The sequence below is a fragment of the Roseivivax halodurans JCM 10272 genome (genome assembly GCF_000521785.1).
In the GTDB taxonomy this organism is placed as follows: domain Bacteria; phylum Pseudomonadota; class Alphaproteobacteria; order Rhodobacterales; family Rhodobacteraceae; genus Roseivivax; species Roseivivax halodurans.
Window position 1 is genome coordinate 266815 of sequence record NZ_JALZ01000001.1, and the last position, 24771, is coordinate 291585.

The following is a 24771-nucleotide window of genomic DNA, read 5'->3' on the forward strand; positions in this document are numbered from 1 at the left end:
CAGGGCGGAGAGACATTTCTTGGGACCGGTTCTGACCTGCGTCATGCTCGGCACTGTCGGCGCGAAGTGGCTGGTCGTGGTGACCCTTGCGGGCAAATCGCTCGAGCTCTCCAATATCGGGCTCCTGTTCTCTCTCGGGATATTCGGGTGTTGGGTCCTCCCCGAGCGCGGCTTCCGCAGCATTCCGGTCCTGAACGTTCTCCTTCTGCTGCTCCTCCTTCTCCTCGGCGGATTGATGATCCGGGGGGACCCGATCGACATCGTGGTGATGTCAATCGCCCATGTCCTCGGCGCCTACGCGGTCGCCACCATCGCGCGTGTCGACGGGCGCATCTCCGTCCTCGGAGGGTTCCTCGGCATCTTCGGCTTTCTGGCGCTGTCGGTGATGATCTCGGGCGTCGATGTGCTTTTCGGCGTGCTCGACTACCTGCGCACGCTCGACCGCGACCGGTTCGCGTTCCAGGTGCTTCGGCCGATCTACAACGCCTTCGTCACCGACAATACCGACGAGATCACGGTCCAGATCAACAACGCGCTCTGCGCCGCCTTCGTCCTCATCTACATGATCGCAGGATCCCACGCCGTCCTGGGGAATCGCATGATGGCGCTGGTCTGCGTGCTGTGCCTCGCGATGGTGTTCACGATCTTCTCGAGCTCGGCGGTGCTCGCGGCAGCGGCTTCCACTTTGATTTTCGGATTCGTCGCCGTGATGCGCGTGCGCGGGTTCTGGCAGATCTATGTGCTTGTCGGCCTGACCCTGCTGGGCGGCATGGCACTTGCGGGCGGCATCTCGGAGTACCTGGTCGCGAATGTCGCCGATGACACGGGCTCGCGGGACCAGCGGATCGAGCAATATACCGCAGCCCTCGATCTAATGGACCGGCATATCTGGCTCGGGACGGGGTATGTGGAAGTCTCCGGCCATTCGATCCACAACTTCTTTCTGTTCTCCTTCGTCTCGGTCGGCGTCGCGGGCGGCGTGCTGTCGCTGGCGGTCTTCGTGCTGGCGGCGGGTCTGTCGCTCAAGGGATGCCGGCTCCTCCTCACGGAGCGCGAGGTGACGCCACCGATGGTGATGCTGGCGTGCCTTCCTATCCTGTTCGTTCTGCGCAGCCTCGTCGGCGGTGCGGGCGGGTTGCCGACCGGTCCCGGCATTCTTGCGCTGGGCTTCGCGCTGGCCGCGCTGCGCCAGCTTCAATCGCAAGGCGCAGTGATCGACGAGCCCACGAGGCGAGGGGCGGCGCCAAGACGGCGAGACGCCGCGCTCGCATGGAAGGCATGACGATGAACAAGGTGCAGCGCATCGACGCAGGCCGTCCGGCAGAGGGCGACACGACGACCTTCGCCGGTCGCCGGGTCGTCCTTGTGACGGGGGCGCCGAGGTCTGCGACCACGCCGGTCGGCAACGTGTTGTCGATGGCGCCTCACTCCTTCGCCGCCTACGAGCCGCTCGGCCCGACCGGTCTGCGCGACGTGGCGGACCGCTTTCCGATGACCGGACCGACCGACGGTCCAAACGAGCAGGACTTGAGCCTCATCCTCGCCAGGATAGCGGCCTTCCGAGGGCCGCTCAAACCGCAGACGCGCCCCGGCGCTGCCGCGACCTTGCGGTCGCGTGTGATCGGCAGCCGAACGCTGCAGAGCTTCCGCCTGGGGCGGCTGCAACCTTGGGTTCGAAATGTGATCTGGAAGGATCCGCACGCGATCATGCTGGTCCCCGACCTCGTGGAGCGCGGATTGCCGGTGATTGTCACCATCCGGCGCCCGCAGGCCCATGCCGGCAGCTACAAGAGGCTTGGCTGGACCTCGCGCGCGGCCGAGATCCATCCCCGCTGGACGGCCCGGTTCGGGCGCGATCCCGTCTCGGAGCGCTGGCTGGACAGGGCGAGCGATCCCGTTGTCTCGGGGGCGCTGATCTGGCGGATGAGTTACCTGCCGCTCCTGAGGGAGCAGGTGCTCGATCGCGTGTGCATCGTCACCGCGCCCTCGCTCGAAGCCGACGAGATGGCGACCTACCGCATGGCCTTCGCTCATGCCGGGCTGGACTTCACCGGGAAAATCGCCCGCTTTCTGGAGCGCCGGGCAGAGGCGGCCGCGGATGCCAGCGCGGACTCGTCCGTGGTCCACGACTGGAACCGGTCGGTCGCATCGGCCAACAGCTATTGGCGGGAGCTGCTGAGCGGCGAAGATCTCGAGGCCATCGAGGATCTGACCGCCGACCTCGAAGGTCAGCTTTTTCCGGCGCAGGGTGGCTCAGCAGAGGAGGGACGGCAATGAAATCAGGTCTCTCCAGGCGGGAGTTGATGGTCGACAGCGTGCTGGCGGCGGCGGTCCTCGGCGCGGTCTCGACATCGACGGCAGAGGCGTACAGCGCTCGGGCGGGTCTTCACGTGTTCGACAGCGCCGCGGCTTTCGCGGATGCCGAGGGGCTCGCGCCCGGTGACGTCGTTGTGCTGCTGGGCCGGCGCGAGGCGCTCGATGGTGGCGGCGCGCTGTGGCAGGTCGCCGCGACGGGGAACCCCGACGACATCTGCGCCATCGCGCTCCGGAATGGACATGTCGGCAGGCTGGCGCATCAGAGCTGCCAGGATGTCCGGGCCGCTGGGGTGTTCCCCGACACCCCGGGCGACAGGGTGGCGGCCGCGCTTGTCGCGCTCACACGTCACGTCATTGCCGGAGGCGGTGGCGTCATACGGATGTCGCAGCCGATCCGCAGTGGCTCCGCCGTCTTCCCGCGCATTCCGGAGCGGTCGCCGGTCGCCTTCGAGATGGTCGGAGGAGGGCAGGTCTCCCCAGCTGATCCCCAACCCGGACGTTTCATGTGGGATTTCGACGACGGGGGCGGCATCACCTTTCCCACCTTCCGCAACATCATGGTGACCGGCACTCGCCAGGAGCGGCCGCGCGGCAACGGGATCCGGATCGGGCCGTCCAACCGCATGACGATCGCCAATTGCTTCGGGCGGTTCATCGACGGCTGCGCCTGGCAGATCGAGGGCGCGAACAACGCGCAGATCGACATCGTCACCTATGAGTGCGGCTCGGAAGACGGCACCTATGCGCAGAACCACCTGCAGCACAGGGACCGGAACAAGGGGCCGAACGACATCGTGCTGTCGGGCACGACGGAGCGGGACAGATACGGAATAAACATCGAAGGCGCCGCCATCCTGCGCAACGGGTCTGCGCTGAAGCTGCACGGCTCTCCGCACACCCGCCGCGCCTTGCGCCTGCACCGCTGCAATTCCTTCGATCTGCGGGTCTATGCGTCACAGACCTGGGTCGGGGACGGCTTTATCACGGTCACGGATGCCGGTGCCGAAGAGGCCGGGCTGACGAAGCACCGCGCCGCGCTGGGCGTCAATTCGCGTGGTACGCTGAGCATCGCGACGATGTTCAATGTCCGTTATGCAGGCCGGGATCGCGGGCACTGGTGCGTCGTCGATCTGCAGCGACCGGGATCGTATCTGCGCCTTCGCGGCGACATCCTCCCGCAGGCCGAGCCGGTGCATGGCGGTGCGGATTACCGGCACCTGCGCATCGCGGGCCCCGGGCATCCGATGGCAACCATAGATCTCGGCGACCTTCGGTGGCCGGCAACGGCGGACCGCGCTCGCTTTCTGGCGGACGACCGAGAGCCGCGCGAGCGCACTTCGGCACTCGCCGTCCAGGCGGAGGCCGGCGCCCCGGCGGCCGAGATCATCGACGGCGTACTCGACATGCGGAACATCGGGTTCATCGACCTCGCGCCGACGGCTTCGGCCGGTCTGCGCCGCGTCGATCTGGAGCCCGGGCAGACTGGGACGCTGTGTTCCCCGAAGGGAGCGGTCGTGGTCCGGGATACGGACGTATTGCGGCTCGCGGGGGGCAAGGATTTCGAAATGACACCGGGATCGACCCTGACGCTGATCGGGGCCGGATCGCGCGGCGCGCACGAGATCGCCCGGTGCGAAAGATGAACATGCTCGGCAGGGCCGACGTCATCCGTCGGTCGCATGCCGGCAGGACAGGAGCTGGACACATGCCGAATTGGACGATCAGGGCCCTTGCCCTCCTCTTGATCGCTCTGGCGCCAGGCGCCGGGATTGCGCAGACCGGGGCCGAGATGCCCAAGCTGGCCGCCGGCGACGTTCTGTCGTTCTCGATCGTGGGATTGCCGGACACCCGCCGGGAGGTGCCGGTGGGCGGCGACGGATCGGTATTTCTGCCGCTGGTGGGCACGCTCACTGCTGGCGGGCGCACCATCGCGGAATTCCGCGAGGCGCTGGAAGCGCATCTGCGCGGCGCGCCCATGCTGCTCCCGATGGGGGGCGACACCAACGCACGGCGAGGCGTCTCCGCAAGCGAGATTCTGGTCGATGTGGTACGCTACAGGCCGATCTACGTGTCGGGCGATTCCGCGCTGGTCGGGGACATCGAATTCCGTCCCGGCATGACCATCCGGCAGGCCTGGGTGATGGCCGGCGGACCGAGGCGGCTCGAGGACGAGAACGGGCTCCGCATGGCCGAGACGCTGGCCCGACAGGATGCCGCACGCGAGGAGATCATGGCGCTCCGCGCCGACATCGAACGCCTGACGGCGGATCTGGAGGCCCTGGCGGCTCCGGGCGATGTCGGTGCTTCCGACGCGGAAGACGGGCCCGAGACCGCACTTGGCACGACGTGGCTTCAGGCGCGTCTCGATGCCCGGGAGAGCGCGCGGGAGACCACCGCGACGCAGCTCGAGATCCTGGGGCAGCGCGAGGACAAGCTCGTCGAGTTGCAGGAGGTCAGCGCCGAGACGGTGCGCGTGGCGGAGCGCAACCTCGAACGGGTACGCGATCTCGCCGACCGGGGCGTCGCGACGGCCACCGCGCAGGACGATGCACGCTACGATCTGCTGCAGTTCTCGTCGCGTGCGCTCGAGACCAGCGAGAACCTGCTGGAGCTGCGTGTGGAGATCGCCCGCCTTCGCGAGAGCCTCGAGTCCGAAGAGGCGGAGGCTCAGATCGATCTGCTGGAGCGGATCGAGGAAAAGACCTCGGACTTGCGAGAGGCCGAAGCGCAGTACCGCACCCTGCAGAGCTATCTCGCGACGTACGAGCCCGAGGGCGGAGACGAGCGGACGCCGCCGCAGGTCCGGTTGTTCCGCACCTCGTCGGACGGCACCACGCCCCGGTCGGCCGATCTGGACGAGCCGGTGATGCCCGGCGACGTGCTGGAATTCACGCTCCGGGCGTCGGAGGCGGCGATCCGCTAGGGCGAGGCCTCAGCGCGGGGCTCCCGGTGGCGCGGCATGAAGACGGCGCCCCCCGTATTGGTGAAGGCGGCGGAGCAGAGCAGGGCCGGCGGTCTGGGCCATCCCGGTCCCGACCGCGACAATCGATCGACCATTGCCGCCTGACCGGAGGAGGGCCATGAGACCCGACATCAGAGCCTCAGGCGCGCTGGGCAACATGATCGGCTGGGCCATGAGCGGCCAGCTCGTCTACGTTCTGGGGCAATTCGCGCTCCTCGCGCTCCTGACCCGCCATGCGAGCGTCGAGGATATCGGCCGCTTCGGACTGGCCGGCGCCATCGCCACTCCGGTGTTCTTCTTCTTCAACCTCGGCTTGCGCTACAACACCGCGACCGACCTCTGGAGCAGGATCGCCTTCGTCGACTTCCTTGCGTTGCGTCTGATCGCGACGATCCTGGGGCTTCTGGTCGTTTTCGCGATCGCGTGGCTCCTGATGCCCGACCCCGTAAGCCGTCTGATCCTGATCGCCTTTGCTCTGGCGAAGGCCACCGAAGCGGTATCGGACCTCGCCTACGGGGTATTCCAGAAACACGGTCGCCTCGAACTGATGGCGCGCTCGATGATGCTCCGGAGTGTCGGCAGCGTTGCTGTCTCGGCGGCGATCCTCATCCCGGGCGGCTCGGTGCAGGCCGCGCTTGCCGGCATGTTCCTGGCGTGGCTCTCGGTGTGCCTCGTCTTCGATCTGCCGGGCGCCGTGGGCCTCGAACGCTCCGCGGAAGGCATCGGCCGGCCGGCCCTCGACCGGCTGCGGCGTCTTGCGCTCGGGTCCCTGCCGCTCGGGATCGAGGGCCTGCTCGTGCATGTGAGCACGGGGCTGCCACGTCTCCTGCTCGCGGGTATGGCGGGGCTGGAAGCGCTCGGCTACTTCACGACGATCGCCTACGTCTACCAGGCCGCGACGACGCTGCAGCAATCGGTCAACCAGGCCATTCTCGGTCGCTTGGCGGAGGATTGGCAAAGCCGGCGCGTCGCGCATTTCTACGCATTGCTCGTACGCCTCTCGGTCATCGTTTGCGGGGTCTCGCTCGTGGCCGCCGTCCTGGCGGTGCCCCTGGGCCCGGCCGCGCTCAGCATCGCGTTCGGCCCGGACTATTCGGCCCATGCCGGACTGCTGTCGCTGATGTTCGTGGCTATGGCCCTGACGATGCCGTATTCGGTCCTGCAGACCGGGCTCATGGCGCAGCGCCGGTTCGGCATCCAGGCAGCCAATCGGGCGATCTACGCGGCCCTTCTGGCGGCAAGCTGCTATCTCGCGATCGCGGCGTTCGGCATGGAGGGCGCGGCGCTCGGGCTGGCGGTAGCCGCATCGGTCCTGGTCGTCGTCACGGCTGCGATGCTGGTCCGCTCCCAGCCCGCACCCGACGGCGCCACGACGCCGTAGGACGGGCGCGGCCAGGCGGCATCAGTCCCGTCTGGCGGTCTGCCGACAGCTTCATCGGTCTGCGAAGTGAGGCGGTCTCGGCTCTATTCCTCGTACCACCACACGTCGGGGTGGAAGTTGATGAAGTCGCCGTAAATGGGCAGCCTGTCCGGATAATGCAGGTTCGCGTCGTGGGCGATCCGGCTTTCCGTCCACTGGTAGATCGGGATGACGTAGCGGCCGGCGGTCAGCGCGCGGTCGAGCGCCTTGGTCGCGGCGACGAACCCTTCGCGGCTCTCAGAGGTCAGGATCGCGTCGATCATCGCGTCGATGGCCGGCGACTGCACGCCCATCCAGTTGAGCGAGCCCTCGGATTCGGCGGCGGCGGAGCCCCAGTAGAGCTTCTGTTCGTTGCCGGGCGAGAGCGAAAGGCCCCGCGTGTAGTACGTCATGTCGAAGTCGAAGGCATTGGTGCGCTGGTTGTATTGCGCCGGGTCGACGAGGCTGACCTGGGCGTCGATGCCCATCCGGTCGAGTGCCTGCACGTAGATGTCGATGATCGAGGCCGCCTCGGCATTGCCCTGCGGCAGGAGGATCTCGAACGAGAGCGGCTTGCCTTCGGGCGTGGTCATCACGCCGTTCTCGACGGTGTAGCCCGCTTCTTCCATGCGGGCCATCGCCTTGCGCAATCCCGCCCGGTTGCGCGCCGAGCCGTCGCCCACGGGAAGGGAATAGCCCTCGAGCGCGCCGGGCACCAGCGAATCGGCGTGCGGCCTCAGCAGCGTCTCGACCTTGCCGGTGGCCGGCCCGTGATCCATGCCGAGGAGCGAATTGGAGAAATACGAGGTGATGCGGGGCTGGCGGCCGCCGGTCATCGTCCCGTTGATGAACTCGAAATTGAAGGCATGGATCATCGCGTCGCGCACGCGCCAATCCGAAAAGGCGGGCCGGCGGGTGTTCATCACGAACCCGGTGATGCCGGTCGGGCGCTTGTGCGGGATCTCGGACTTCACGATCTCGCCGGACTGGACGGCGGGGAAGTCGTATTGCGTCGCCCATTTCTCGGCATTGGTCTCGCGGATCGAGGTGATCTGACCGGCCTTGAAGGCCTCGAAGAGCACCTGCGCGTCGGCGTAGAACTCCATGCGGATCGTGTCGAGGTTGGCCTGACCCTTTATGAAGGGCAGGTCCTTGCCCCAGTAATCGGGGTTGCGGGTCAGCTCCACGTAGCGGCCGGGCTCGAAGTCGGTGATCGTGTAGGGCGCGGTCGCGATCGGGATCGTGTCGAGTCCCGATTGAGTGAAGTCCTCGTCCGCCCATTGCGCCTTCTTGAGGATCGGGCGCATGCCGATGAGCAACGCGAGCTCGCGGTTGTCGGTCGAGAAGGTGAAGCGCACCGAGCGCGGGCCGGTCTGCTCCATGCTCTCGACCTGGGCCCAGGTGCCGAGATAGCGCGGGTGCCCTTGCGTGCCGAGCGTCTCGTAGGACCACATCACGTCCTCGATCGTCACCGGCGTTCCGTCCGAGAACTCGGCCTCCTCGCGCAGGGTGAACTCGGCCCAGGAGCGGTCCTCGGCGACCTCTATCGATTCGGCGAGCAGGCCGTAGAGCGTGAAGGGCTCGTCGTAACTGCGGCCCATCAGGCTTTCGTAGGTGAGAAAGCGCAATTGCCAGGGCACGGTGCCCTTTAGGATATGCGGATTGAGGCTGTCGAAACTGCCGACCTCGCCCACGGTGATGCCGCCGCCCTTGGGCGCATCGGGATTGGCATAGGGCAGCGACACAAAATCCGGTGGCAGTTCCGGCTCGCCATACATAGCGATGCCGTGCTGCGGTTCGGCCGAAAGCATCATCGGGCAGGCGCAAAGGCAGAGGGCGCCGGCCAGTCGGCGCACGTGACCACTCCAAGCCAGGTTCATCGGGGCTGCACTCCTCAAGTCTCTTGCCTCTGGGTCTCGTCTCTACGCCTGCTTTTCCACGCAATCAAACTTTTAGCTTGGCTTCCTGAGGTGGAGGGGCTATGTATGAAGCACTGCTCGATAGGTTTCTTGCCTGTATGAAACCTGCCTCAATAACTGAACGCCGGCCTTGTGCCGGCGTTTTTTTTGTCTGCCGCGACCCATCGCACATCGCGCGGTTGTACGCGAGCCCCCATGTCCAGGGACCTTTTCCCGCAGGCCTCTTGTTTTGCACGTGCAGCGACCGCAGGGTCCGCGTGCAGATTTTCCATCGGAGGCATTCGCGATGACACAGAGCCTGAAGGGCAAGACCGCCATCATCACCGGATCGAACTCGGGCATCGGGCTCGGCGTTGCGCACGAGCTCGCGCGGGCTGGGGCGGACGTGGTGATCAACTCGTTCACCGACCGCGAGGAGGACCACAAGCTCGCCGCCGATCTCGGCAAGGAGCACGGCGTCACCGCGCGCTACGTCAAGGCGGACCTCTCGAAGGGGGACGAGGCCCGGGGCCTCATCCGCGAGGTCGGGCGCTGCGACATCCTCGTGAACAACGCCGGCATCCAGCACGTCGCGCCGATCGAGGAGTTCCCGGTCGAGAAGTGGGATGCGATCATCGCGATCATGCTCTCGGCCGCCTACCACACGACCGCGGAGGCGCTGCCGATGATGCGTGAGGCGGGCTGGGGCCGCGTCGTGAACATCGCCTCGGCGCACGGGCTGACCGCGTCGCCCTACAAGTCGGCCTATGTCTCGGCCAAGCACGGGCTCGTCGGCATGACCAAGGTGGTGGCGCTCGAGACCGCGAAGGAGCCGATCACGGCGAACGCGATCTGCCCCGGCTACGTCAAGACGCCGCTCGTCGAGGCGCAGATCCCCGACACCGCCAAGAAATACAACATGAGCGAGGAGGAGGTGATCGAGAAGGTCATCCTCGACCGGCAGCCGTCGAAGGAATTCGCGACGACCGGTCAGCTCGGGCAGACGGCGGTGTTCCTGTGCTCGCCCGCGGCGGACCAGATCACCGGCACGACGATCAGCGTCGACGGCGGCTGGACGGCGCTCTGATCCGCGGCACGTCCGCTGCAAGGTGCGAGGGCTCTGCCCTCGCGCTCCCGGAGTATTTGTCCCAAGAAGAAGGGCGCGGCCCGGGAGCGGGCGCCGGGTGCGGCGTGGCGGTTTCTGGCCACCGGCCCCCGACGGGGTTATGTCTGCCCGGACTGCCAGCCCCCGGGAGATCCGATGCCACCCGAAACGAGCCAGACAGAGACCGACTCGCAGGTCGCGGCCGAGGAGCGCCGCTCCGGCCTTCGTACGATCCGGCGGGTCGCGCCCTATCTCTGGCCCGAGGGCGAGCCTTGGGTGAAGCGGCGCGTGGTGCTGTCGCTGGCGCTCCTGGTGCTGGCGAAGCTCATCGCGGTGGGCACGCCGCTCTTCTACAAGGCGGCGGTCGACGCGCTGACCGAGGGCGAGGTGACGCCGGCCTGGGCGCTCGGCGCGGGCGCGGTGGCGCTGACCGTGGCCTACGGCATGGCGCGGCTGATGAACACCGGCTTCCAGCAGCTGCGGGACGGGGTGTTCAGCCGGGTCGGGCAGCGGGCGCTGCGGCAGATCGCGCTCGAGACCTTCGCCCATGTGCACCGGCTCTCGCTGCGCTACCACATCACCCGCCGCACCGGCGGTCTCAGCCGGATCATCGAGCGGGGCGTGAAGGGCGTGGAGTTCCTGCTGCGCTTCCTGCTCTTCTCGATCGGGCCGCTGGTGCTGGAGCTCGCGCTGATCGCGGCGGTGCTCTTCTTCCTGTTCGATCCGCGCTATCTGCTCGTCGTGACGGTGACCATCGCGGCCTATGTCTGGTTCACCTTCAAGGTGACGGAGTGGCGGGTGACGCTGCGCCGCGAGATGAACGCGCAGGACACCGACGCCAACCAGAAGGCGATCGATTCGCTGCTCAACTTCGAGACGGTGAAGTATTTCGGCGCGGAGGCGCGCGAGGCGGCGCGTTACGATCGCTCGATGCGGGCCTACGAACGGGCGGCGGTGAAGACGCAGGTGTCGCTCGCGGCGCTCAATTTCGGGCAGGCCTTCCTGATCACCGCGGGGCTCGTGATCGTCATGGTGATGGCGGCGCAGGGGGTCGCGGCCGGGCGGTTGACGGTCGGCGACTTCGTCATGGTCAACGCCTACATGATCCAGATCACCATGCCGCTCAATTTCCTCGGGACCGTCTACCGCGAGATCCGGCAGAGCCTCGTCGACATGGGCTCGATGTTCGACCTCCTGGATCAGCCGGCCGAGGTTTCCGACAAGCCGGGCGCGCCGGACCTCGCCGTCTCGCGGGGTGTGGTGGAGTTTGACGACATCCGCTTCGGCTACGATCCCGAGCGGCCGATCCTGAAGGGCGTCTCGCTGCGGGTCGGGGCGGGCGAGAGCGTCGCGCTGGTCGGGCCGTCGGGGTCGGGCAAGTCGACGATCGGGCGGCTGCTCTTCCGGTTCTATGACGTGCAGGGCGGGGCGATCCGGATCGACGGGCAGGACCTGCGGGACGTCCGCCAGGAGAGCGTGCACGCCGCGATCGGGGTGGTGCCGCAGGACACGGTGCTCTTCAACGACACGATCCGCTACAATATCGCCTATGGCCGCGAGGGGGCCGGGCAGGACGAGATCGAGGCGGCGGCGCGCGCGGCGCAGATCCACGATTTCATCGAGAGCCTGCCCGAGGGATACGAGACGCAGGTGGGCGAGCGCGGGCTGAAGCTCTCGGGCGGCGAGAAGCAGCGGGTCGGGATCGCGCGGACGCTGCTCAAGGATCCGCCGATCCTGCTGCTCGACGAGGCGACCTCGGCCCTCGACACCGAGACCGAGGTGGAGATCCAGGGGGCGCTGGCGCGGGCTGCGGAGGGGCGGTCCGTGCTGACCATAGCGCACCGCCTCTCGACCATCGCGGATGCGGACCGGATCGTGGTGCTCGAAGCGGGTGAGGTGGTCGAGGAGGGCACCCATGCGCAGCTCCTCGCGCGCAGGGGCCGGTATGCCGGGCTCTGGGCGCGTCAGGCGGCCGAACGCGAGGACGCGGCGTGAAGCGGCAGACGAGAGCGCTTGCCGGGATGGGGGGAGCCTCCGGCGGGAGTATTTCCGCCAAGAAGAAGCCGGGGGACGGGGCGTGAGCCGGAAGGACTATCCAGAAACGCCGGACGGGCGGTACTTCGTCGCCAAGGGGCGGATGTGGCGGAAGACGGATCCGCGGCTCGGCGACAGCGAGCGCCGCGCGGCGGTGAAGGCGCTGATGCAGGCGCGGCGCGGGGTCGGGCAGGCTGCGGGCGACGGCGACGAACGTGCAGCCCGGGATGCGGTCGATGCGGCCAAGCGGCGGCTCGGCGAGCGCGGGCCGGTCTGGTGGGACGACGGCGCGCCGGACGAGGGCGGCAAGCATCCCTCGAACACCTCCTACGCGGAGTGGTGGGACGGGCTCGATCCGGCGGCGCGGGAGCGGGGCTCCTAGCGGCGCGGCAGGCTGACCATCGCGGCAGCGGTCAGGATCAGCGCGGCGCCGGCCATCGCCTGCCATCCGGGGACGGTTGCGAAGATCACGAGATCGAAGAGCAGCGCCCAGACGAGGCCGGTATATTCGACCGGGGCCAAGGTTGCGACGGGCGCGCGGGCGACGGCTTCGGTTCCGGCGATGGCGGCGAGACCGCCGAGAAGGCCGGTCGCCGCGAGGGCGATCGCGGCGTCTCGGTCCGGGACGACCCAGCCCCAGGGTGCCGAGCCGAGGGCGAGGAGCGACGAGATCAGCGCCATGTAGAAGGCGATGGTCGCGGCGGGCTCGGACCGGGTCATGTCCTTCACGAGAACCCGGACAACCGCCATGACGAGCGCGAATCCGAGGCCGGCGGCGACGCCGATGACCGCGCCGTCCTCGGGCAGTGCCAGAGCCGACCAGAGCATCAGGAGCGTTCCGGCGAGGCCGAGGAGCACGGCGCCGAGGGCGGCCGTACCGACGCGCTCGTGCAGGAAGGCGGCGGCGAGTGGGAGCGACAGGACCGGCGCGAGGAAGGAGAGCGCCTCGGCGCTGGCGACGGGGAGATGCGCGAGCGACAGGAACGAGAGCGCGATGGAGAGGCCGCCGAGCGAGCCACGGATGAGATGGGCGCCCGGCCTTGCGGTGCGCAGGTTCGGAAGGATGCCGCCGCGGAGCGCCATGTAGACGCAGATCGGGCCGAGCGCGAGCGCGGAGCGGACGAAGACGACCTGGCCCACGGGCACGCTCTGCGCGGCGGCGCGGGCGGCGGCCGACATGGCGGTGAGGAGGAACACCGCGAATAGGCGCAGGGCGATGCCGTCGAGGGCGGAGGGGCGGGCGGGTGTCGTCATGGGGGTGTGGTAGCGCTAACATTCAGCGGGATCAAGCGCGGATCCGTCACCTGCCCCGCGTGATCCGAAGCGTCGGAAGACGTCTTGTGCCGATGGATCGCGGGCCCAGGTCCGGTCCGCGATCCGGCGCGCCGGGGTTATCTCACTCTGCGGCGCGGAGCTGCGCCGGGCCCGGTGCGGGTCCGGCCCGGGGCTCGTCCTCGTCCCACAGGATCAGCGGCGCGGGGGTGCGGCGGGCCCGTGTGGAGACGGCCCAGTCCTGCGCGGCGCGGCTCGCCCGTCCGAGGGACAGCGCCGAGAGCGCGCGGCCGAGCCAGAGCGCATAGGTCGTGACCCAGATCCGCGCGGCGAGCATCGCGGGCGTGAAGATCAGCGTCAGTATCGTCGCGACCCCGAGGCCGAAGACCACCGCGGTCGCCAGCTGCTTCCACCAGAGCGCGGTCGGGCTGTCGATCGTGTAGCCGCCAGCGAAGAAGTCGAGGCTGAGGCCGAACATCATCGGCGCGAGGCCCGCCATCGTGGTTATGGTCGTGAGCAGCACCGGGCGGATACGGTCCTCGGTGGTGCGGACGATGGCCTCGTCGCGAGGCATGTAGCGCTCGTATTCCTGATAGGTGTCGATCAGCACGATGTTGTTGTTCACGACGATCCCGGCCAGCGCGACGATGCCGGTGCCGGTCATGATGATCGAGAAGGTCTGTCCCATGACCAGCATTCCGATCAGCACGCCGGTGGTCGAAAGGACCACGGCGAGAAGGACCAGCACCGCGTTGTAGAGCGAGTTGAACTGCGCCAGCAGGATGATGAACATGAGGAAGAGGGCGGCTCCGAAGGCCTGGCCGAGGAAAGCCTCGCTTTCGGCCTGGTCCTCCTGATCGCCGGTCCATTCCCAAGCGATGCCGGGAGGGAGCTCCTGCGCCTCGAGCCAGCCGGTCAGCAGCGCGATGCGTTCGTTGGGGTTCACCGGGACGAGGTCGAGCGCGCCGGTCCGAAGGCCGGCGGTCACGCCTTCGAGCTGCGCGTCCTCGCCGAGCGCGACGAGTGCGAGGGGGCCGTCCGGCCCTTCGGTGGTCGCGTCGCCTCCGCCATCCGGAGCCGAGCGGAGCGTTGCGGCGACCGCGCCGTCCTCGTCCACCGCCTTGACGAGGTTCGGGAAGACATCGGCCTTCACATCGAAGTAGCGCTTCTGGTCGGTGCGGTTGATTTCGGCCAGTTTCTTGACCGGCTTGCGGGTGACGAAGTTCGAGAGCGGCACGAGACCGTCCGGGGTGCGGACCTTGAGCGTGTCGAGGGTCGAGAGCAGCCGCTCCTCCTCGGGCAGGCGCACGCGGATCTCGATCTCCTCGTCCGACGTGTCGACGCGCATTGTGTCCAGCAGGATCCCGCGCGTGACGAGTTGCACCATAGCGCCGACGGTGGCGACGTCGGCGCCGTAGCGGCCGGCCTTCTCGACGTCGACGTCGATCTCCCAGTCGATGCCGGGCAGGGGGCGCGTGTCCTCGACGAGGCGGAGGCCCGGTGTGGCGTCGAATTGCGCCCGCGCCCTTTCCGTCACCGCCAGAAGATCTTCCCAGTCGTCGCCGGTGATGCGCAGATGCACGGGCTTGGGAGAGGCGGGGCCCATCGCCAGGTTGAGGATCTCGGTCTCGATGCCGGGGATCGTCGCGAGCTCTCGCGAGAGCTCGGCGATCACCACGTCCCCGTCGAGGGCGGCGTCGCCGACGCGATCCTCCCACGGCACGGTCTCGAACTGGACCTGTCCGATCGTGTCCTTCGGAGCCTCGGCGCCGCCGGTATTGTTGTTGAGACCGCTCTCGCCGGCGAAGGCGAAGGCGGATTTCACGCCCGGATGGGCGAGAACGATCGCCTCGGCACGGGCGACGAGCGCGTCCTTTTCGGCGAGGCTGAGATTGCCGCGGGCCTTGACGTAGACGAGGGCGAATTCCGGCTCGCTTTCGACGAAGAACTCCACGCCGTTCTGGTTTTGGCCGTAATAGATGAAGACCGAGCCCACGAAGACGAAGATCGTGCCGATGGCGACGATCGGACCGAGCGGGTTGGTGGCGACGAGTGCGATGAACCGGCCGAAGAGCGAGCGGCGGTATCCTGCGGTCAGTCTCCCCGGCCGGCCGGGGCCGAGGATCCGCCGGCGCAGGCCGCGCGCGCCGTTCCCGATCCGTATGAACAGGGCCGCGAGCGCGAGGACGAGAAGCAGGCCCGCCGCGAGCGCCACCGCGACCGCGACGACAAACCCGAGGATCATCGCGAAGACGTGGGCGAAGGTCGGGATCACCGAGCCGAGCATGTCCGCGCCGTCGAGCGCGCCGAAACGGGCGACCATAGCCGCGGAGAGGCTGGGAGCCGTCCCGGCCCCGGCGGCGATTCCGAGCGCGGCAAGCGGCAGGAGCGCGAGATGGGCCAGAAGCGGCAGGCCGCCGATCTCGGCGGCACGGGTCTTGAGCCAGCGCTCGAGCCGGCCGACGACGCCGCCCATGACCGGCAGGTAGACGAGCGCGACGACGAGCGAGGCCGAGAGCACGAAGATCAGCGTGACCGGCAGCATGCCCATGAACTCGCCTGGGATTCCGGGCCAGAAGAGCATGGGCAGGAATGCGCAGAGCGTCGTCGCGGTCGATGAGACGACCGGCCAGAACATGCGTTTCGCCGCGTCGACATAGGCGTGCATCGGGCCGACGCCCTCGGCGATGCGCTTGTCGGCGTATTCGACCACGACGATGGCCCCGTCGACGAGCATGCCGACGGCGAGGATCAGGCCGAACATCACGATGTTCGAGACCGACACGCCCATGAGTGCGAGGAAGGCGAAGCAGAGCAGGAACGAGGTCGGGATGGCGAAACCGACGAGCAGCGCCGGGCGCAGGCCGAGCGCGGCGAGCACCACGATCATCACGAGCGCGACGGCGGTCAGGACCGAGCCCTCGAGCTGGCTGACCATCGAGGCGACCTGCCTAGACTGGTCGTTCGAGGTGCCGATCTCGACCGCGGCCTGCAGCTCGTGGGGCCAGCCCGCACGGGTCCCCTCGACGACGCGCTCGATCTCGGAGACGGTGTAGATGAGGTTGTAGCCCTTGCGCTTGACCACCTGCAGCGCGAGCGAGCTCTCGCCGTTGAAGCGCGAGGTGCCGGTGCGGTCCTCGAAGGTGAGGTTGATCGTCGCAAGGTCGCCGAGCGTGACGATCCGGTCGCCGTTCACCTTGACCGGCAGGTCGTAGACGTCGCGGGCGGTGTCGAAGGAGGACGGGATCTTGACCGCGAAGGTGCCGGTATCGGTCTCGACCTCGCCGGCGGCGATCAGCTGGTTGTTGTTCTGCACGACGCCGATCAGTTCGGCCGCGGTGACGTTGTAGCTCTCGAGCCGGAGGGGATCGATCAGCACCTCGAGCATCTCGTCGCGGTTGCCGGCGAGGCCCGCCTCGAGCACGGCGTCGAGGCCTTCGATGCGGTCCTGAAGGTCCTTGGCGATCCGCGTCATGGTGCGCTCGGGCACCGGGCCGGTGAGGTTCACGACGACGATGGGAAATTCCGAGAAGTTGATCTCGTTGATCGAATACTGCTCGGCGCCGGCGGGAAAGTCGGCCTGGGCGCGGCTCATGGCGTCGCGCACGTCAGCCATGATCTTGGTCTTGTCCCAGCCGAACTCGAATTCCAGCGAGACGCCCGCATAGCCCTCGGCCGCCGTCGCGCCCATGTCCTTCAGGCCGTCGAGATCCTGAAGCTCGGTCTCCATCGGCTTGACGAGAAGGCTCTCGCTGTCCGCGGCCGAGATGCCCGGGAAGGGGACGGAGACGAAGAGGGCGGGGATCTCTATGTCGGGCTCGCCCTCCTTCGGGAGCTGCCAATAGGCGAAACCGCCGACGACGAGGCTGAGCGCGATGAAGGCCATGACCATCCGCGCGCGCGCGGCGGCCCAGTCGACGATGCCGGTCATGGCACGATATCCTCGAAGGAGGGCAGGACGGCGACGCCGTCGGTGACGTATTCCTGTCCGAGCGTGATGACGTCCGCGGCCTCGGGCAGGCCCGAGACCCAGAGGCCGCGCGGCGTGTCGCGGATGATCTCGACCGGCACGAAACGGGCGGTGCCGTCGCCCGCGACGGTGCGCAATCCGAGCGCGCCCTCGTCGTTCAGCGTCAGCGCCGATTGCGGCACGAGATGCGCCAGGGCGCCGTCGCTCTCGATGGCGATCTCGGCGGTCTGCCCGGCGGAAACAGCAAGATCGGGGTTCGGCACCTCGATCTCGACCCGGAAGGTGCGGGTGGTCTCGTCGGCGCTGCGCGACACGAAGGTGACCTTGCCCGACACGGTGCCGCCCCCGGTAAGGCGGGCCCCGGCCGCGGCGCCGACCGTCACGCGCCCGATATCGGCCTCGGGCACGAAGCCCACGAGCTTGATCGGGTCGAGCTGCAGGATGGTCGCGCAGGCATCGCCGCCCATGCCGCCCGATTGCATCAGCGCGCCGAGTTCCGCGGTGTCGCTTTCGAGAAGTCCGTCGAAGGGCGCGCGGATCGTCAGCTTGTCGATCTCTTCCTCGGCGCGGGCGACCGCGGCCTCGGCCGAGCGGACGCGCGCTGCGGCGCCCTGAAGGCCCGACTTCGCCGCCTCGACACCGGCCCGCGCGGACGAGATCGCGGCCTCGGCGCTGCGCATCGCCGCGCGGGTGGCGGCGACGCGGGTCTGGGAGGCGAAGCCCGAGCCCGAGAGCGCGGTCGCGGCCTCGGAATTGATCCGGGCTTCCTCGAGCGCCGCCTCCGCTTCCGCGAGCCGGGCCTCCGCCTCGGGCACCCGGGCCTCGGCCTCTGGGCGGGAGGCGCGGGCCTCGGCCAGCGCGGCACGCGCTTCCTCGAGGCTGGCGGCGCGGGTGCCGGGATCGAGCTCGCAGAGGATCTCGCCCGCTTCGACGAAGGCGCCCTTGCGCAGGGGGGGCGACACGACCTTGCCGGTGGTCTCTGCCATCACGGTCACCTGACGCAGCGGCTGGGTCTCGCCGCGCAGGACCACGGCACTGTCGATCTCCTCGGCCGCGCTCTTCATCGCCATGACGCGGATCGCGGTGCCGGTTTCCGGCTCGGAGCCCGCCGTGGCCTCGGCCGGCACGGCATCCGCTGCGCCTGTGGCGCCCGGTCCGGCGAACAGTTCGGTCAGCCGGTCCCGCTCCATGACGAGTGCATAAAGGACGGCGGCGACGAGGGCGGCGAGGAGGATCGGAAAGAGGCGCATCGAAAGTCCTGTCCTATTGGCCGCGTGTCCCGGCCCGGATGCGGCCGCGCGGCCCCGGCGCTCCGGAGCGCCGGCAACGTCACTGTTACGCTAAACCGCCCGGTTTAGATGAGTGATCATCGGATTTTGTTCAATATGTCGCAACGTCATTTGGAACAATCGGAGTGATGCGGCCGCACGGCGATCGCTGTCTACACTGCTTGGCAGCGCTTCCACCCTCGGCTAAGAGGGCCCCGACGCTGTTTGCACTGGTTCGGAAGGGGGCGCGGGTGAGCAATCCCGACAGTTTCATCGACGAGGTCACAGAGGAGGTCCGCCGCGACCGCCTTTACCGATACCTCAAGCGCTACGGGTGGATCGCGATCCTCCTGGTCATCGTGATCGTCGGCGGCGCCGCGTGGCGCGAATACAGCGCCTCCCGCGAGGATGCGCGGGCGCAGGCCTTCGGAACCGCGGTGCTCGAGGCGCTCGATGCCGAGACGCCGACCGAGCGGGCCACGGAGCTTCAGGATATCGAGGCGCCAGAGGGCGGCGCGCAGGCCGTGCTCAAGATGCTGATCGCGGGCGAGCAGGCGGCGGCCGAGGATGCCGATCCCGAGGCGGCGCGGCAGACGCTGACCGAGGTCGCCACCAGCGGCGCGGCGCCGGTCTATCGTCAGATCGCCAGCTACAAGGCGCTCACGCGCGAGGGCGTGCCGGCCGAGGATCGCCGCATCGGCTTCGAGGCGATGGTGCAGGAGGGCGGCGCGCTCCGGCTCCTGGCCGAGGAACAGCTCGCCCTGCTCGAGATAGAGGCGGGGGATACCGAGGCTGCTCTCGAGCGCCTGGAGGCCATCCGGCAGGATTCGGAGGTGAGCCAGGGCTTGCGCCTGCGCGCCTCGCAGTTGATTGTCGCGCTTGGCGGATCGGTCGAAGAGGGCTCCTGAGAGAGACCCGGAACGTCTGATTGAGAAGAACGGGGACGGACACGTGCGCAAGCTCATGACACTCGCGGCGCTGACGGGCGCCACGCTCCTTGGGGCCTGCGGCGAGCGCGAGGTCATCCTGCCGGGCGAGCGCCTCGGCGTCCGCGAGGTCCTGCAGGGCTCGCCCGTCGATGCAGGGACGCCGGCGAACCGCGCGCTTTCGGCCGCCCTTCCGGGGCCGGTCGTCAACGGCGCATGGCCGCAAAGCCCGGTCAGCCCGCATGTGCGCACCGATCACGCGGCACTGTCGCTGCCGCTGGCACTGGCCTGGGCGACGGATATCGGTCAGGGGGACGTCAAGCGCCAGAGGCTCAACGTCAATCCGGTCACCGACGGTGCGCGGGTCTACACGATGTCGTCCGATTTTGTCCTGAGCGCGGTATCGGCACGCACCGGACAGGTGATCTGGAGCCGCACGCTGACACCGTCCCGCGACCAGAGCTATCAGGCGCAGGGCGGGGGGCTCGCGCTCGGCGGCGGCGCGCTCTTCGTCGCCTCGGGCTTCGGCGGGCTCTATGCGATCGACCCCGAGACCGGCGGCGAGAACTGGCGCCAGAACCTCGACGCCGGCGCGACCGGTGCGCCGAGCTACCGCGACGGCATGGTCTATGTGACCTCGGGCGACAGCATCGGCTGGGCGCTGCGCGCGACCGATGGCCGGGTGCGCTGGACGACCGAGAATGCCGAGAACATCGGCGGCGTTGCGGGCGCGCCCGCTCCGGCGCTCGGGTCCGAACGCGTCGTCTTCGGCTTCGGAGACGCCACGCTCCGGACCGCGTTCCGCGAGGGCGGCTACGCGCTCTGGTCCGAGAACCTCGCCGGGGGGCGCCGCGGCCGGGTCCTGTCGAAGATCGACGATCTCACGGGCGATCCGGTGATCGCCGGCGACACGGTCTATGCCGGCAACCATTCGGGGCGCTTCGCCGCCTTCTCGCTCGCGACCGGCGAGCGCCGCTGGGAGGCGCAGGACGGCGCTCTCGAACGCCCGGCGGTCGTCGGCAACTCGGTCTACTTCGTGTCCGATATCAACCAGCTCGTCCGGCTCGACCGCGAGACCGGCGCCCGCGTCTGGGCGCAGGAGCTTCCGGGCTGGCGTCCGAGCGCGCGGCCGTCGCGGCGGCGCGACAGTTCGGTCGCAAACCACGGGCCGGTCGTGGCGGGCGGACTGCTATGGGTGGCCTCCTCGGACGGAGCGCTGCGGGGCTTTGCTCCCGAGGACGGACGGCTGGCCGCGCAGGTGGCGGTGCCGGGCGGCGCAACCACCCAGCCGATCGTCGCGGGCGGCACGCTCTATCTCGTCTCCGCGGACGGGACACTGATCGCCTACCGCTGAGCGCGCGATCGCGGCTTTTCAGCGCCGCGCAAATCGGCTAACCCGTGCGCCTTCACCCAGGCGGAGCGATCCCATGTCCTTCACCCTCGCCATCGTCGGCCGTCCCAATGTGGGCAAGTCGACGCTCTTCAACCGGCTCGTCGGCCGGCGGCTGGCGATCGTCGACGACCAGCCGGGCGTCACGCGCGACCTGCGCGAGGGCGAGGCGAAGCTCGGCGATCTGACCTTCACGGTACTCGACACCGCGGGGCTCGAGGACGCGACCGACGATTCGCTTCCGGCGCGGATGCGGCGGCTGACCGAGCGCGCTGTGGACATGGCCGATGTCTGCCTCTTCGTCGTCGATGCCCGCACCGGGATCACGCCAACCGACGAGATCTTTGCCGAGATCCTGCGCAAGCGCGCCGGCCACGTGTTGCTTGCGGTGAACAAGGCCGAGGGGCGCAACACCGAAGGCGGCGTCCTCGAAGCCTGGAATCTCGGGCTCGGCGAGCCGATCCCGCTCTCGGCGGAGCATGGCGAGGGCATGCCCGACCTCTACGCCGCGCTGATGCCGCTGGCCGACGGTTTCGCCGAGGCGGCGGAGCGCGCGCCCGACGAGCCCGATCTTGGCCTGCCGGTCTCCGAGGAGGCGGACGAGGGCATGCAGGTGCCGACCCTCGAGAAGCCGCTGCAGATCGCCGTCGTCGGCCGGCCGAATGCGGGAAAGTCGACCCTGATCAACAAGCTCCTCGGCGAGGAGCGGCTGCTCACGGGACCCGAAGCGGGCATCACCCGCGACGCCATCTCGGTCATGATGGACTGGGAGGGCGTGCCGACGCGCATCTTCGACACGGCGGGCATGCGCAAGAAGGCCAAGGTGCAGGAGAAGCTCGAGAAGCTGTCCGTCGCCGACGGTCTGCGCGCGGTGAAGTTCGCCGAGGTCGTCGTGGTGCTGCTCGACGCCGCGATCCCGTTCGAGCAGCAGGACCTGCGCATCGCCGACCTCGCCGAGCGCGAGGGCCGCGCGGTGGTGGTTGCGGTCAACAAATGGGACCTCGAGGAGGACAAGGGCGCCAAGCTCAAGGAGCTTCGCGAGGCCTTCGACCGGCTTTTGCCGCAGCTGCGGGGCGCGCCGCTGGTGACGGTCTCGGCCAAGACGGGCCGCGGGCTCGACCGGCTGCGCGGCGCGGTGATCCGCGCGCACGAGGTCTGGAACACGCGCGTGCCGACGGCGAAGCTCAACCGCTGGCTCGGCGAGATGATCGAGGCGCATCCGCCGCCGGCGCCGGGCGGGCGGCGGATCCGCCTGCGCTACATGACGCAGGCCAAGACGCGCCCGCCGCATTTCGTGGTGATGTGCTCGCATCCCGACAAGATGCAGGATTCCTACACGCGCTACCTCGTCAACGGATTGCGCGCCGATTTCGACATGCCCGGCACGCCGATCCGGCTGGTGATGCGCGGGCAGGGCGCCCGGAACCCCTATCGCGGCAAGCGCGAGAAGAACGCGGGCGCGTTGCAGAAGCACCTCGACAAGCGCAAGGGCTGATCAAGCGGAGGGCGCTGGCGCGCGCGCTCTATGGCCGGGGGCAGGCCCCCGGACCCCCGTTGGCACCCAGCGTCGATCTCAGGCGCGGCGGCGGCGGCGTCCTTCGCGGCCGCGGGACGCGGTGTCGCCGGGGGCGCGGTTGTGCTGGATCCACGCCGCGCCGGACGGGTCGTTGTCGGTGAGGAAGTTGGCGGCCCGGATCGCCGTCATCTCGACGCCCGGCCGCGCCTCGGTCGAGCCGATCCCGAAGAGGCGGCAGAAGGTCTCGTCGTCCATGCCCTCGGGCAGCATCACGCCGGCCGCCTCGACCTCGGCGCGCTTCTCGGCGATCCTGGCCGGGGTCAGCGGCAGCGCGCAGGGGTTCATGATCGCCGAGGTCATGCCGCAGGCCATCGCCATCGGCAGGAAGGCGGTGTTGATGCCGTGCCGGTTCGGCAGGCCGAAGGACACGTTGGAGGCCCCGCAGGTGGTGTTGACGCCGAGCTCGTCGCGCAGGCGCCGCACGAGGGTGAAGACCTGCAGTCCTGCCGTCGCCATCGCGCCCACGGGCATCACCAGCGGGTCGACCACGATGTCGTGCGGCTTGATGCCGAAATCGGCGGCGCGCTCGACGATCTTCTTCGCGACCTGGAAGCGCACCTCGGGATCCTCCGAGATGCCGGTGTCGTCGTTCGAGATCGCCACCACGGGCACGTCGTATTTCGCGACCAGCGGCAGGACGTAGTCGAGCCGCTCTTCCTCGCCGGTGACCGAGTTGACCAGCGGGCGTCCGTTGCAGGCGGCGAGACCGGCTTCTAGCGCTGCGGGAACCGAGCTGTCGATGCAGAGCGGCACGTCGACGAGGCCCTGCACCAGCTCTATCATCTGCCGCATGAGCGGCGGCTCGGTCTCGTTGGGGTTGGGGTTCGAATTGTAGACGACGCCCGCGTTCACATCGAGAACCGTCGCGCCGCACGCGACCTGCGCCAGCGCGTCCGCCTCGACCGTGGAGAAATCCCCCGCCTCGAGCTCGACCGCGAGCTTTTTGCGGCCCGTCGGGTTGATACGCTCGCCGATCACGCAGAACGGCTGGTCGAAGCCGATGATCGCGGTCCGGGTCGCGGAGTGCAGCAGCGTGCGGGTCATGGGGCGGGCTCCCGTTGGTCAGAGGCGTTGGGCGATGAGGTCGTCGAGGGCGGGGCCGGAGAAATCGGCGATGGTGGCGTGCGCGCCTGCCTCGATCAGTCGGTCGTGCGGCAGGCTGGAGCGGAGCCCAATGGTGAAGGCCCCGGAGGAGCGGGCCGCGCGCAGACCCGAGGGGCTGTCCTCGAAGGCGATGCTGCGGCGCGGCTCCGTGCCGAGCTGTTCCATCGCGGTGGTATAGGGCAGGGGGTCGGGCTTCGAGCGCGGCAGCTCGTCGCCGATCACCATGACCTCGAAGCGGTGACGCTGACCGATCGCCGCCAGCATCGCCTCGGCGTTGAGGCGTGGTGCGTTTGTCACGACGCCGACCGGCCAGCCTTCCGCCTCGGCACGGTCGAGGAGGTCCGGAAGGCCTGGCATCGGCGCGACGCGTTCGGGAAGCAGGTCGCGGAAACGGGCCTCCTTCTCCTCCGAGAGCGCCTGTGAATCCTCGCCCGGAAAGTCCGTGCCGAAGATCGCCGCATTGTGCCGGCCGTGGATGTTGCGAAGGTAGTAGGCCTTGTCGATCTCGCGCCCGCGGCTCCTGTAGAGGTCGATGAAGACCTCGATATGGAGCGGGTCGGAGTGCAGGAGCGTGCCGTCGAGGTCGAAGAGAAGCGCATGTGTCATGACAGCGGGCTAGACGCCCGTCGCCCGGGCGGCAAGCGAGGCGTCGCCGCGCTGTTCTGCCATCCACTCCGCCGATGGCGCGATCCCGCCGAGCGGGAAGAGGTGGAATCCCGCGATATTGGTGCGCGGGTTTCCCGCCACGTGGCGGGCGAGGGCGCTCGCGACCTCTGTCGGGGCGTAGGGTTTCACGAGCTTGGTGACGTCCGCCGCGCGCCGTTGCAGCACCCGAAGCGAGGGACCGACGCCGCAGGCCACGGCAAAGCGGATCAGCGTCTGCAGCTTCGCCGGCCCCGCAAGACCGACATGGACCGGCAGGGTGATGCCGGCCGCATCCAGCCGCTCGGCCCAGGCGATGACCGGATCGGCCTCGAACGCGAACTGGGTCACGATGGCCATCTGCGCGTCGGTGCGGTTCGCAAAATCCTGTTTCCAGCGCAGCGCCTCCATGACGATCCGCTCGCCGCCGTCCCGGTCGATGTCGCGGTTGCCCTCGGGATGGCCAGCGACGTGGAGACGGGTGAACCCGGCCCGGTCGAAGAGGCCGGTCTCGGCAAGTTGCATCGAGGAGTGGAAGTCGCCCTTCGGTTCGGAGATGCCGCCTGCGAGGAGGAGCGCCTCATGCACGCCGGCCTCGCCCTGGTAGCGGGCGATCCAATCTTCGAGCGTCGCGGCATCGGCGATGAGGCGCGCGGGGATGTGCGGCATGACGGTGAAGCCGGCCAGCGAGAGGCGGCGCGCGGCGGCGACCATGTCCTCGATCGGGGTGCCGTCGATATGGGCGATGTAGACGCGCATGCCCGCGGGCAGCAGCGCGGCGGGATCCTCGATCTTGGCCAGCGTGCGCGGCATGACCTCGATCGAGGCGGTGGCACTCAGGGCCTGCAGCGTGGCGTCGGGGGCGGCGGGCGCGGCGGTGGTGCGGCGGAAGGGCAGGATGCGCATGTG

General features: G+C 68.8%; 18 protein-coding genes. 11 read left to right on the forward strand and 7 right to left on the reverse strand.

All coding sequences use genetic code 11. The features are described 5' to 3' along the window. Positions 1-19: 19 nt before the first annotated feature. The 5 genes from OCH239_RS01270 to OCH239_RS01290 all read left to right on the forward strand — a co-directional run bounded on the left by OCH239_RS01270 (position 20) and on the right by OCH239_RS01290 (position 6659). Positions 20-1282: an O-antigen ligase family protein gene (locus OCH239_RS01270; protein ID WP_157577767.1), complete on the forward strand. Its 1263-nt coding sequence runs from the start codon at positions 20-22 to the stop codon at positions 1280-1282. Then, a complete protein-coding gene (locus OCH239_RS01275) occupies positions 1279-2277 on the forward strand; it encodes a hypothetical protein (RefSeq protein ID WP_157577768.1) in 999 nt (332 codons plus the stop codon). The genes OCH239_RS01270 and OCH239_RS01275 overlap by 4 nt, the downstream gene beginning before the upstream one ends. Beyond that, positions 2274-3959, forward strand: coding sequence for a hypothetical protein (locus tag OCH239_RS01280; RefSeq protein ID WP_157577769.1), 1686 nt, complete (start codon positions 2274-2276; stop codon positions 3957-3959). The genes OCH239_RS01275 and OCH239_RS01280 overlap by 4 nt, the downstream gene beginning before the upstream one ends. A gap of 62 nt (positions 3960-4021) precedes the next feature. Then, positions 4022-5239, forward strand: a complete 1218-nt coding sequence (locus OCH239_RS01285) for a polysaccharide biosynthesis/export family protein (RefSeq protein WP_037257510.1) — start codon at positions 4022-4024, stop codon at positions 5237-5239. Between the two features lie 157 nt (positions 5240-5396). Continuing rightward, entirely contained in the window at positions 5397-6659 is a 1263-nt protein-coding gene (locus tag OCH239_RS01290) for a lipopolysaccharide biosynthesis protein (protein WP_037257512.1), read from the forward strand. Between the two features lie 83 nt (positions 6660-6742). On the opposite strand, the gene OCH239_RS01295 is transcribed toward OCH239_RS01290, so the two are convergent. Continuing rightward, positions 6743-8488, reverse strand: coding sequence for an extracellular solute-binding protein (locus tag OCH239_RS01295; RefSeq protein WP_084782060.1), 1746 nt, complete (start codon positions 8486-8488; stop codon positions 6743-6745). Positions 8489-8882: 394 nt separating this feature from the next. Between OCH239_RS01295 and OCH239_RS01300 the strand changes: the two genes are divergently transcribed. The 3 genes from OCH239_RS01300 (at position 8883) to OCH239_RS01310 (ending at position 12096) form a co-directional block, all read left to right on the forward strand. Continuing rightward, positions 8883-9662 (forward strand): 3-hydroxybutyrate dehydrogenase, encoded by a 780-nt coding sequence (locus tag OCH239_RS01300; protein WP_037257516.1) that lies wholly within the window; start codon positions 8883-8885, stop codon positions 9660-9662. A gap of 174 nt (positions 9663-9836) precedes the next feature. Next, positions 9837-11675 (forward strand): ABCB family ABC transporter ATP-binding protein/permease, encoded by a 1839-nt coding sequence (locus OCH239_RS01305; RefSeq protein WP_037257517.1) that lies wholly within the window; start codon positions 9837-9839, stop codon positions 11673-11675. 82 nt (positions 11676-11757) lie between these two features. Further along, positions 11758-12096, forward strand: a complete 339-nt coding sequence (locus tag OCH239_RS01310; RefSeq protein WP_037257519.1) for a hypothetical protein — start codon at positions 11758-11760, stop codon at positions 12094-12096. On the opposite strand, the gene OCH239_RS01315 is transcribed toward OCH239_RS01310, so the two are convergent. The 3 genes from OCH239_RS01315 to OCH239_RS01325 all read right to left on the reverse strand — a co-directional run bounded on the left by OCH239_RS01315 (position 12093) and on the right by OCH239_RS01325 (position 18206). Next, the gene (locus OCH239_RS01315) at positions 12093-12968 is read right to left on the reverse strand and encodes a DMT family transporter (RefSeq protein WP_037257521.1); all 876 of its coding nucleotides are present in this window, start codon (positions 12966-12968) and stop codon (positions 12093-12095) included. The genes OCH239_RS01310 and OCH239_RS01315 overlap by 4 nt on opposite strands. Before the next feature lie 142 nt (positions 12969-13110). Beyond that, on the reverse strand, positions 13111-16917 hold the full coding sequence (locus OCH239_RS01320; RefSeq protein ID WP_037257523.1) for an efflux RND transporter permease subunit: 3807 nt from the start codon (positions 16915-16917) through the stop codon (positions 13111-13113). Continuing rightward, positions 16914-18206 carry an efflux RND transporter periplasmic adaptor subunit gene (locus OCH239_RS01325; protein WP_037257525.1) on the reverse strand — a complete coding sequence of 431 codons (1293 nt, stop codon included), beginning with the start codon at positions 18204-18206 and terminating at the stop codon, positions 16914-16916. Before OCH239_RS01325 ends, OCH239_RS01320 begins: the two co-directional genes overlap by 4 nt. A 269-nt stretch (positions 18207-18475) precedes the next feature. On the opposite strand from OCH239_RS01325, the gene OCH239_RS01330 reads away from it, so the two are divergent. From OCH239_RS01330 to der, 3 genes are all read left to right on the forward strand, one after another. After that, a complete protein-coding gene (locus OCH239_RS01330; RefSeq protein WP_037257527.1) occupies positions 18476-19132 on the forward strand; it encodes a tetratricopeptide repeat protein in 657 nt (218 codons plus the stop codon). A 43-nt stretch (positions 19133-19175) separates the two neighbouring features. Further along, positions 19176-20504: a PQQ-like beta-propeller repeat protein gene (locus OCH239_RS01335; protein WP_244430284.1), complete on the forward strand. Its 1329-nt coding sequence runs from the start codon at positions 19176-19178 to the stop codon at positions 20502-20504. A 73-nt stretch (positions 20505-20577) separates the two neighbouring features. Continuing rightward, positions 20578-22035, forward strand: coding sequence for a ribosome biogenesis GTPase Der (gene der, locus OCH239_RS01340; RefSeq protein WP_037257529.1), 1458 nt, complete (start codon positions 20578-20580; stop codon positions 22033-22035). Positions 22036-22113: 78 nt separating this feature from the next. Here der and OCH239_RS01345 read toward each other — a convergent pair whose 3' ends face one another. The 3 genes from OCH239_RS01345 to OCH239_RS01355 are packed head-to-tail and all read right to left on the reverse strand — an operon-like array spanning position 22114 to position 24768. Then, on the reverse strand, positions 22114-23160 hold the full coding sequence (locus OCH239_RS01345) for a methyltetrahydrofolate cobalamin methyltransferase (protein WP_037257532.1): 1047 nt from the start codon (positions 23158-23160) through the stop codon (positions 22114-22116). An 18-nt stretch (positions 23161-23178) separates the two neighbouring features. Further along, positions 23179-23826 carry an HAD family hydrolase gene (locus OCH239_RS01350; RefSeq protein ID WP_037257543.1) on the reverse strand — a complete coding sequence of 216 codons (648 nt, stop codon included), beginning with the start codon at positions 23824-23826 and terminating at the stop codon, positions 23179-23181. Between the two features lie 9 nt (positions 23827-23835). Then, the gene (locus tag OCH239_RS01355; RefSeq protein WP_037257546.1) at positions 23836-24768 is read right to left on the reverse strand and encodes a methylenetetrahydrofolate reductase; all 933 of its coding nucleotides are present in this window, start codon (positions 24766-24768) and stop codon (positions 23836-23838) included. Positions 24769-24771: the final 3 nt, after the last annotated feature.

Bases quoted from the DNA above. Each gene is read 5' to 3' on its own strand.
- OCH239_RS01345 (WP_037257532.1), bottom strand. From the start codon at position 23,160: ATGACCCGCACGCTGCTGCACTCCGCGACCCGGACCGCGATCATCGGC.
- OCH239_RS01300 (WP_037257516.1), top strand. From the start codon at position 8,883: ATGACACAGAGCCTGAAGGGCAAGACCGCCATCATCACCGGATCGAAC.
- OCH239_RS01275 (WP_157577768.1), top strand. From the start codon at position 1,279: ATGACGATGAACAAGGTGCAGCGCATCGACGCAGGCCGTCCGGCAGAG.
- OCH239_RS01280 (WP_157577769.1), top strand. From the start codon at position 2,274: ATGAAATCAGGTCTCTCCAGGCGGGAGTTGATGGTCGACAGCGTGCTG.
- OCH239_RS01325 (WP_037257525.1), bottom strand. From the start codon at position 18,206: ATGCGCCTCTTTCCGATCCTCCTCGCCGCCCTCGTCGCCGCCGTCCTT.
- OCH239_RS01295 (WP_084782060.1), bottom strand. From the start codon at position 8,488: ATGCTTTCGGCCGAACCGCAGCACGGCATCGCTATGTATGGCGAGCCG.
- der (WP_037257529.1), top strand. From the start codon at position 20,578: ATGTCCTTCACCCTCGCCATCGTCGGCCGTCCCAATGTGGGCAAGTCG.
- OCH239_RS01320 (WP_037257523.1), bottom strand. From the start codon at position 16,917: ATGACCGGCATCGTCGACTGGGCCGCCGCGCGCGCGCGGATGGTCATG.
- OCH239_RS01285 (WP_037257510.1), top strand. From the start codon at position 4,022: ATGCCGAATTGGACGATCAGGGCCCTTGCCCTCCTCTTGATCGCTCTG.
- OCH239_RS01315 (WP_037257521.1), bottom strand. From the start codon at position 12,968: ATGACGACACCCGCCCGCCCCTCCGCCCTCGACGGCATCGCCCTGCGC.
- OCH239_RS01305 (WP_037257517.1), top strand. From the start codon at position 9,837: ATGCCACCCGAAACGAGCCAGACAGAGACCGACTCGCAGGTCGCGGCC.
- OCH239_RS01290 (WP_037257512.1), top strand. From the start codon at position 5,397: ATGAGACCCGACATCAGAGCCTCAGGCGCGCTGGGCAACATGATCGGC.
- OCH239_RS01350 (WP_037257543.1), bottom strand. From the start codon at position 23,826: ATGACACATGCGCTTCTCTTCGACCTCGACGGCACGCTCCTGCACTCC.
- OCH239_RS01355 (WP_037257546.1), bottom strand. From the start codon at position 24,768: ATGCGCATCCTGCCCTTCCGCCGCACCACCGCCGCGCCCGCCGCCCCC.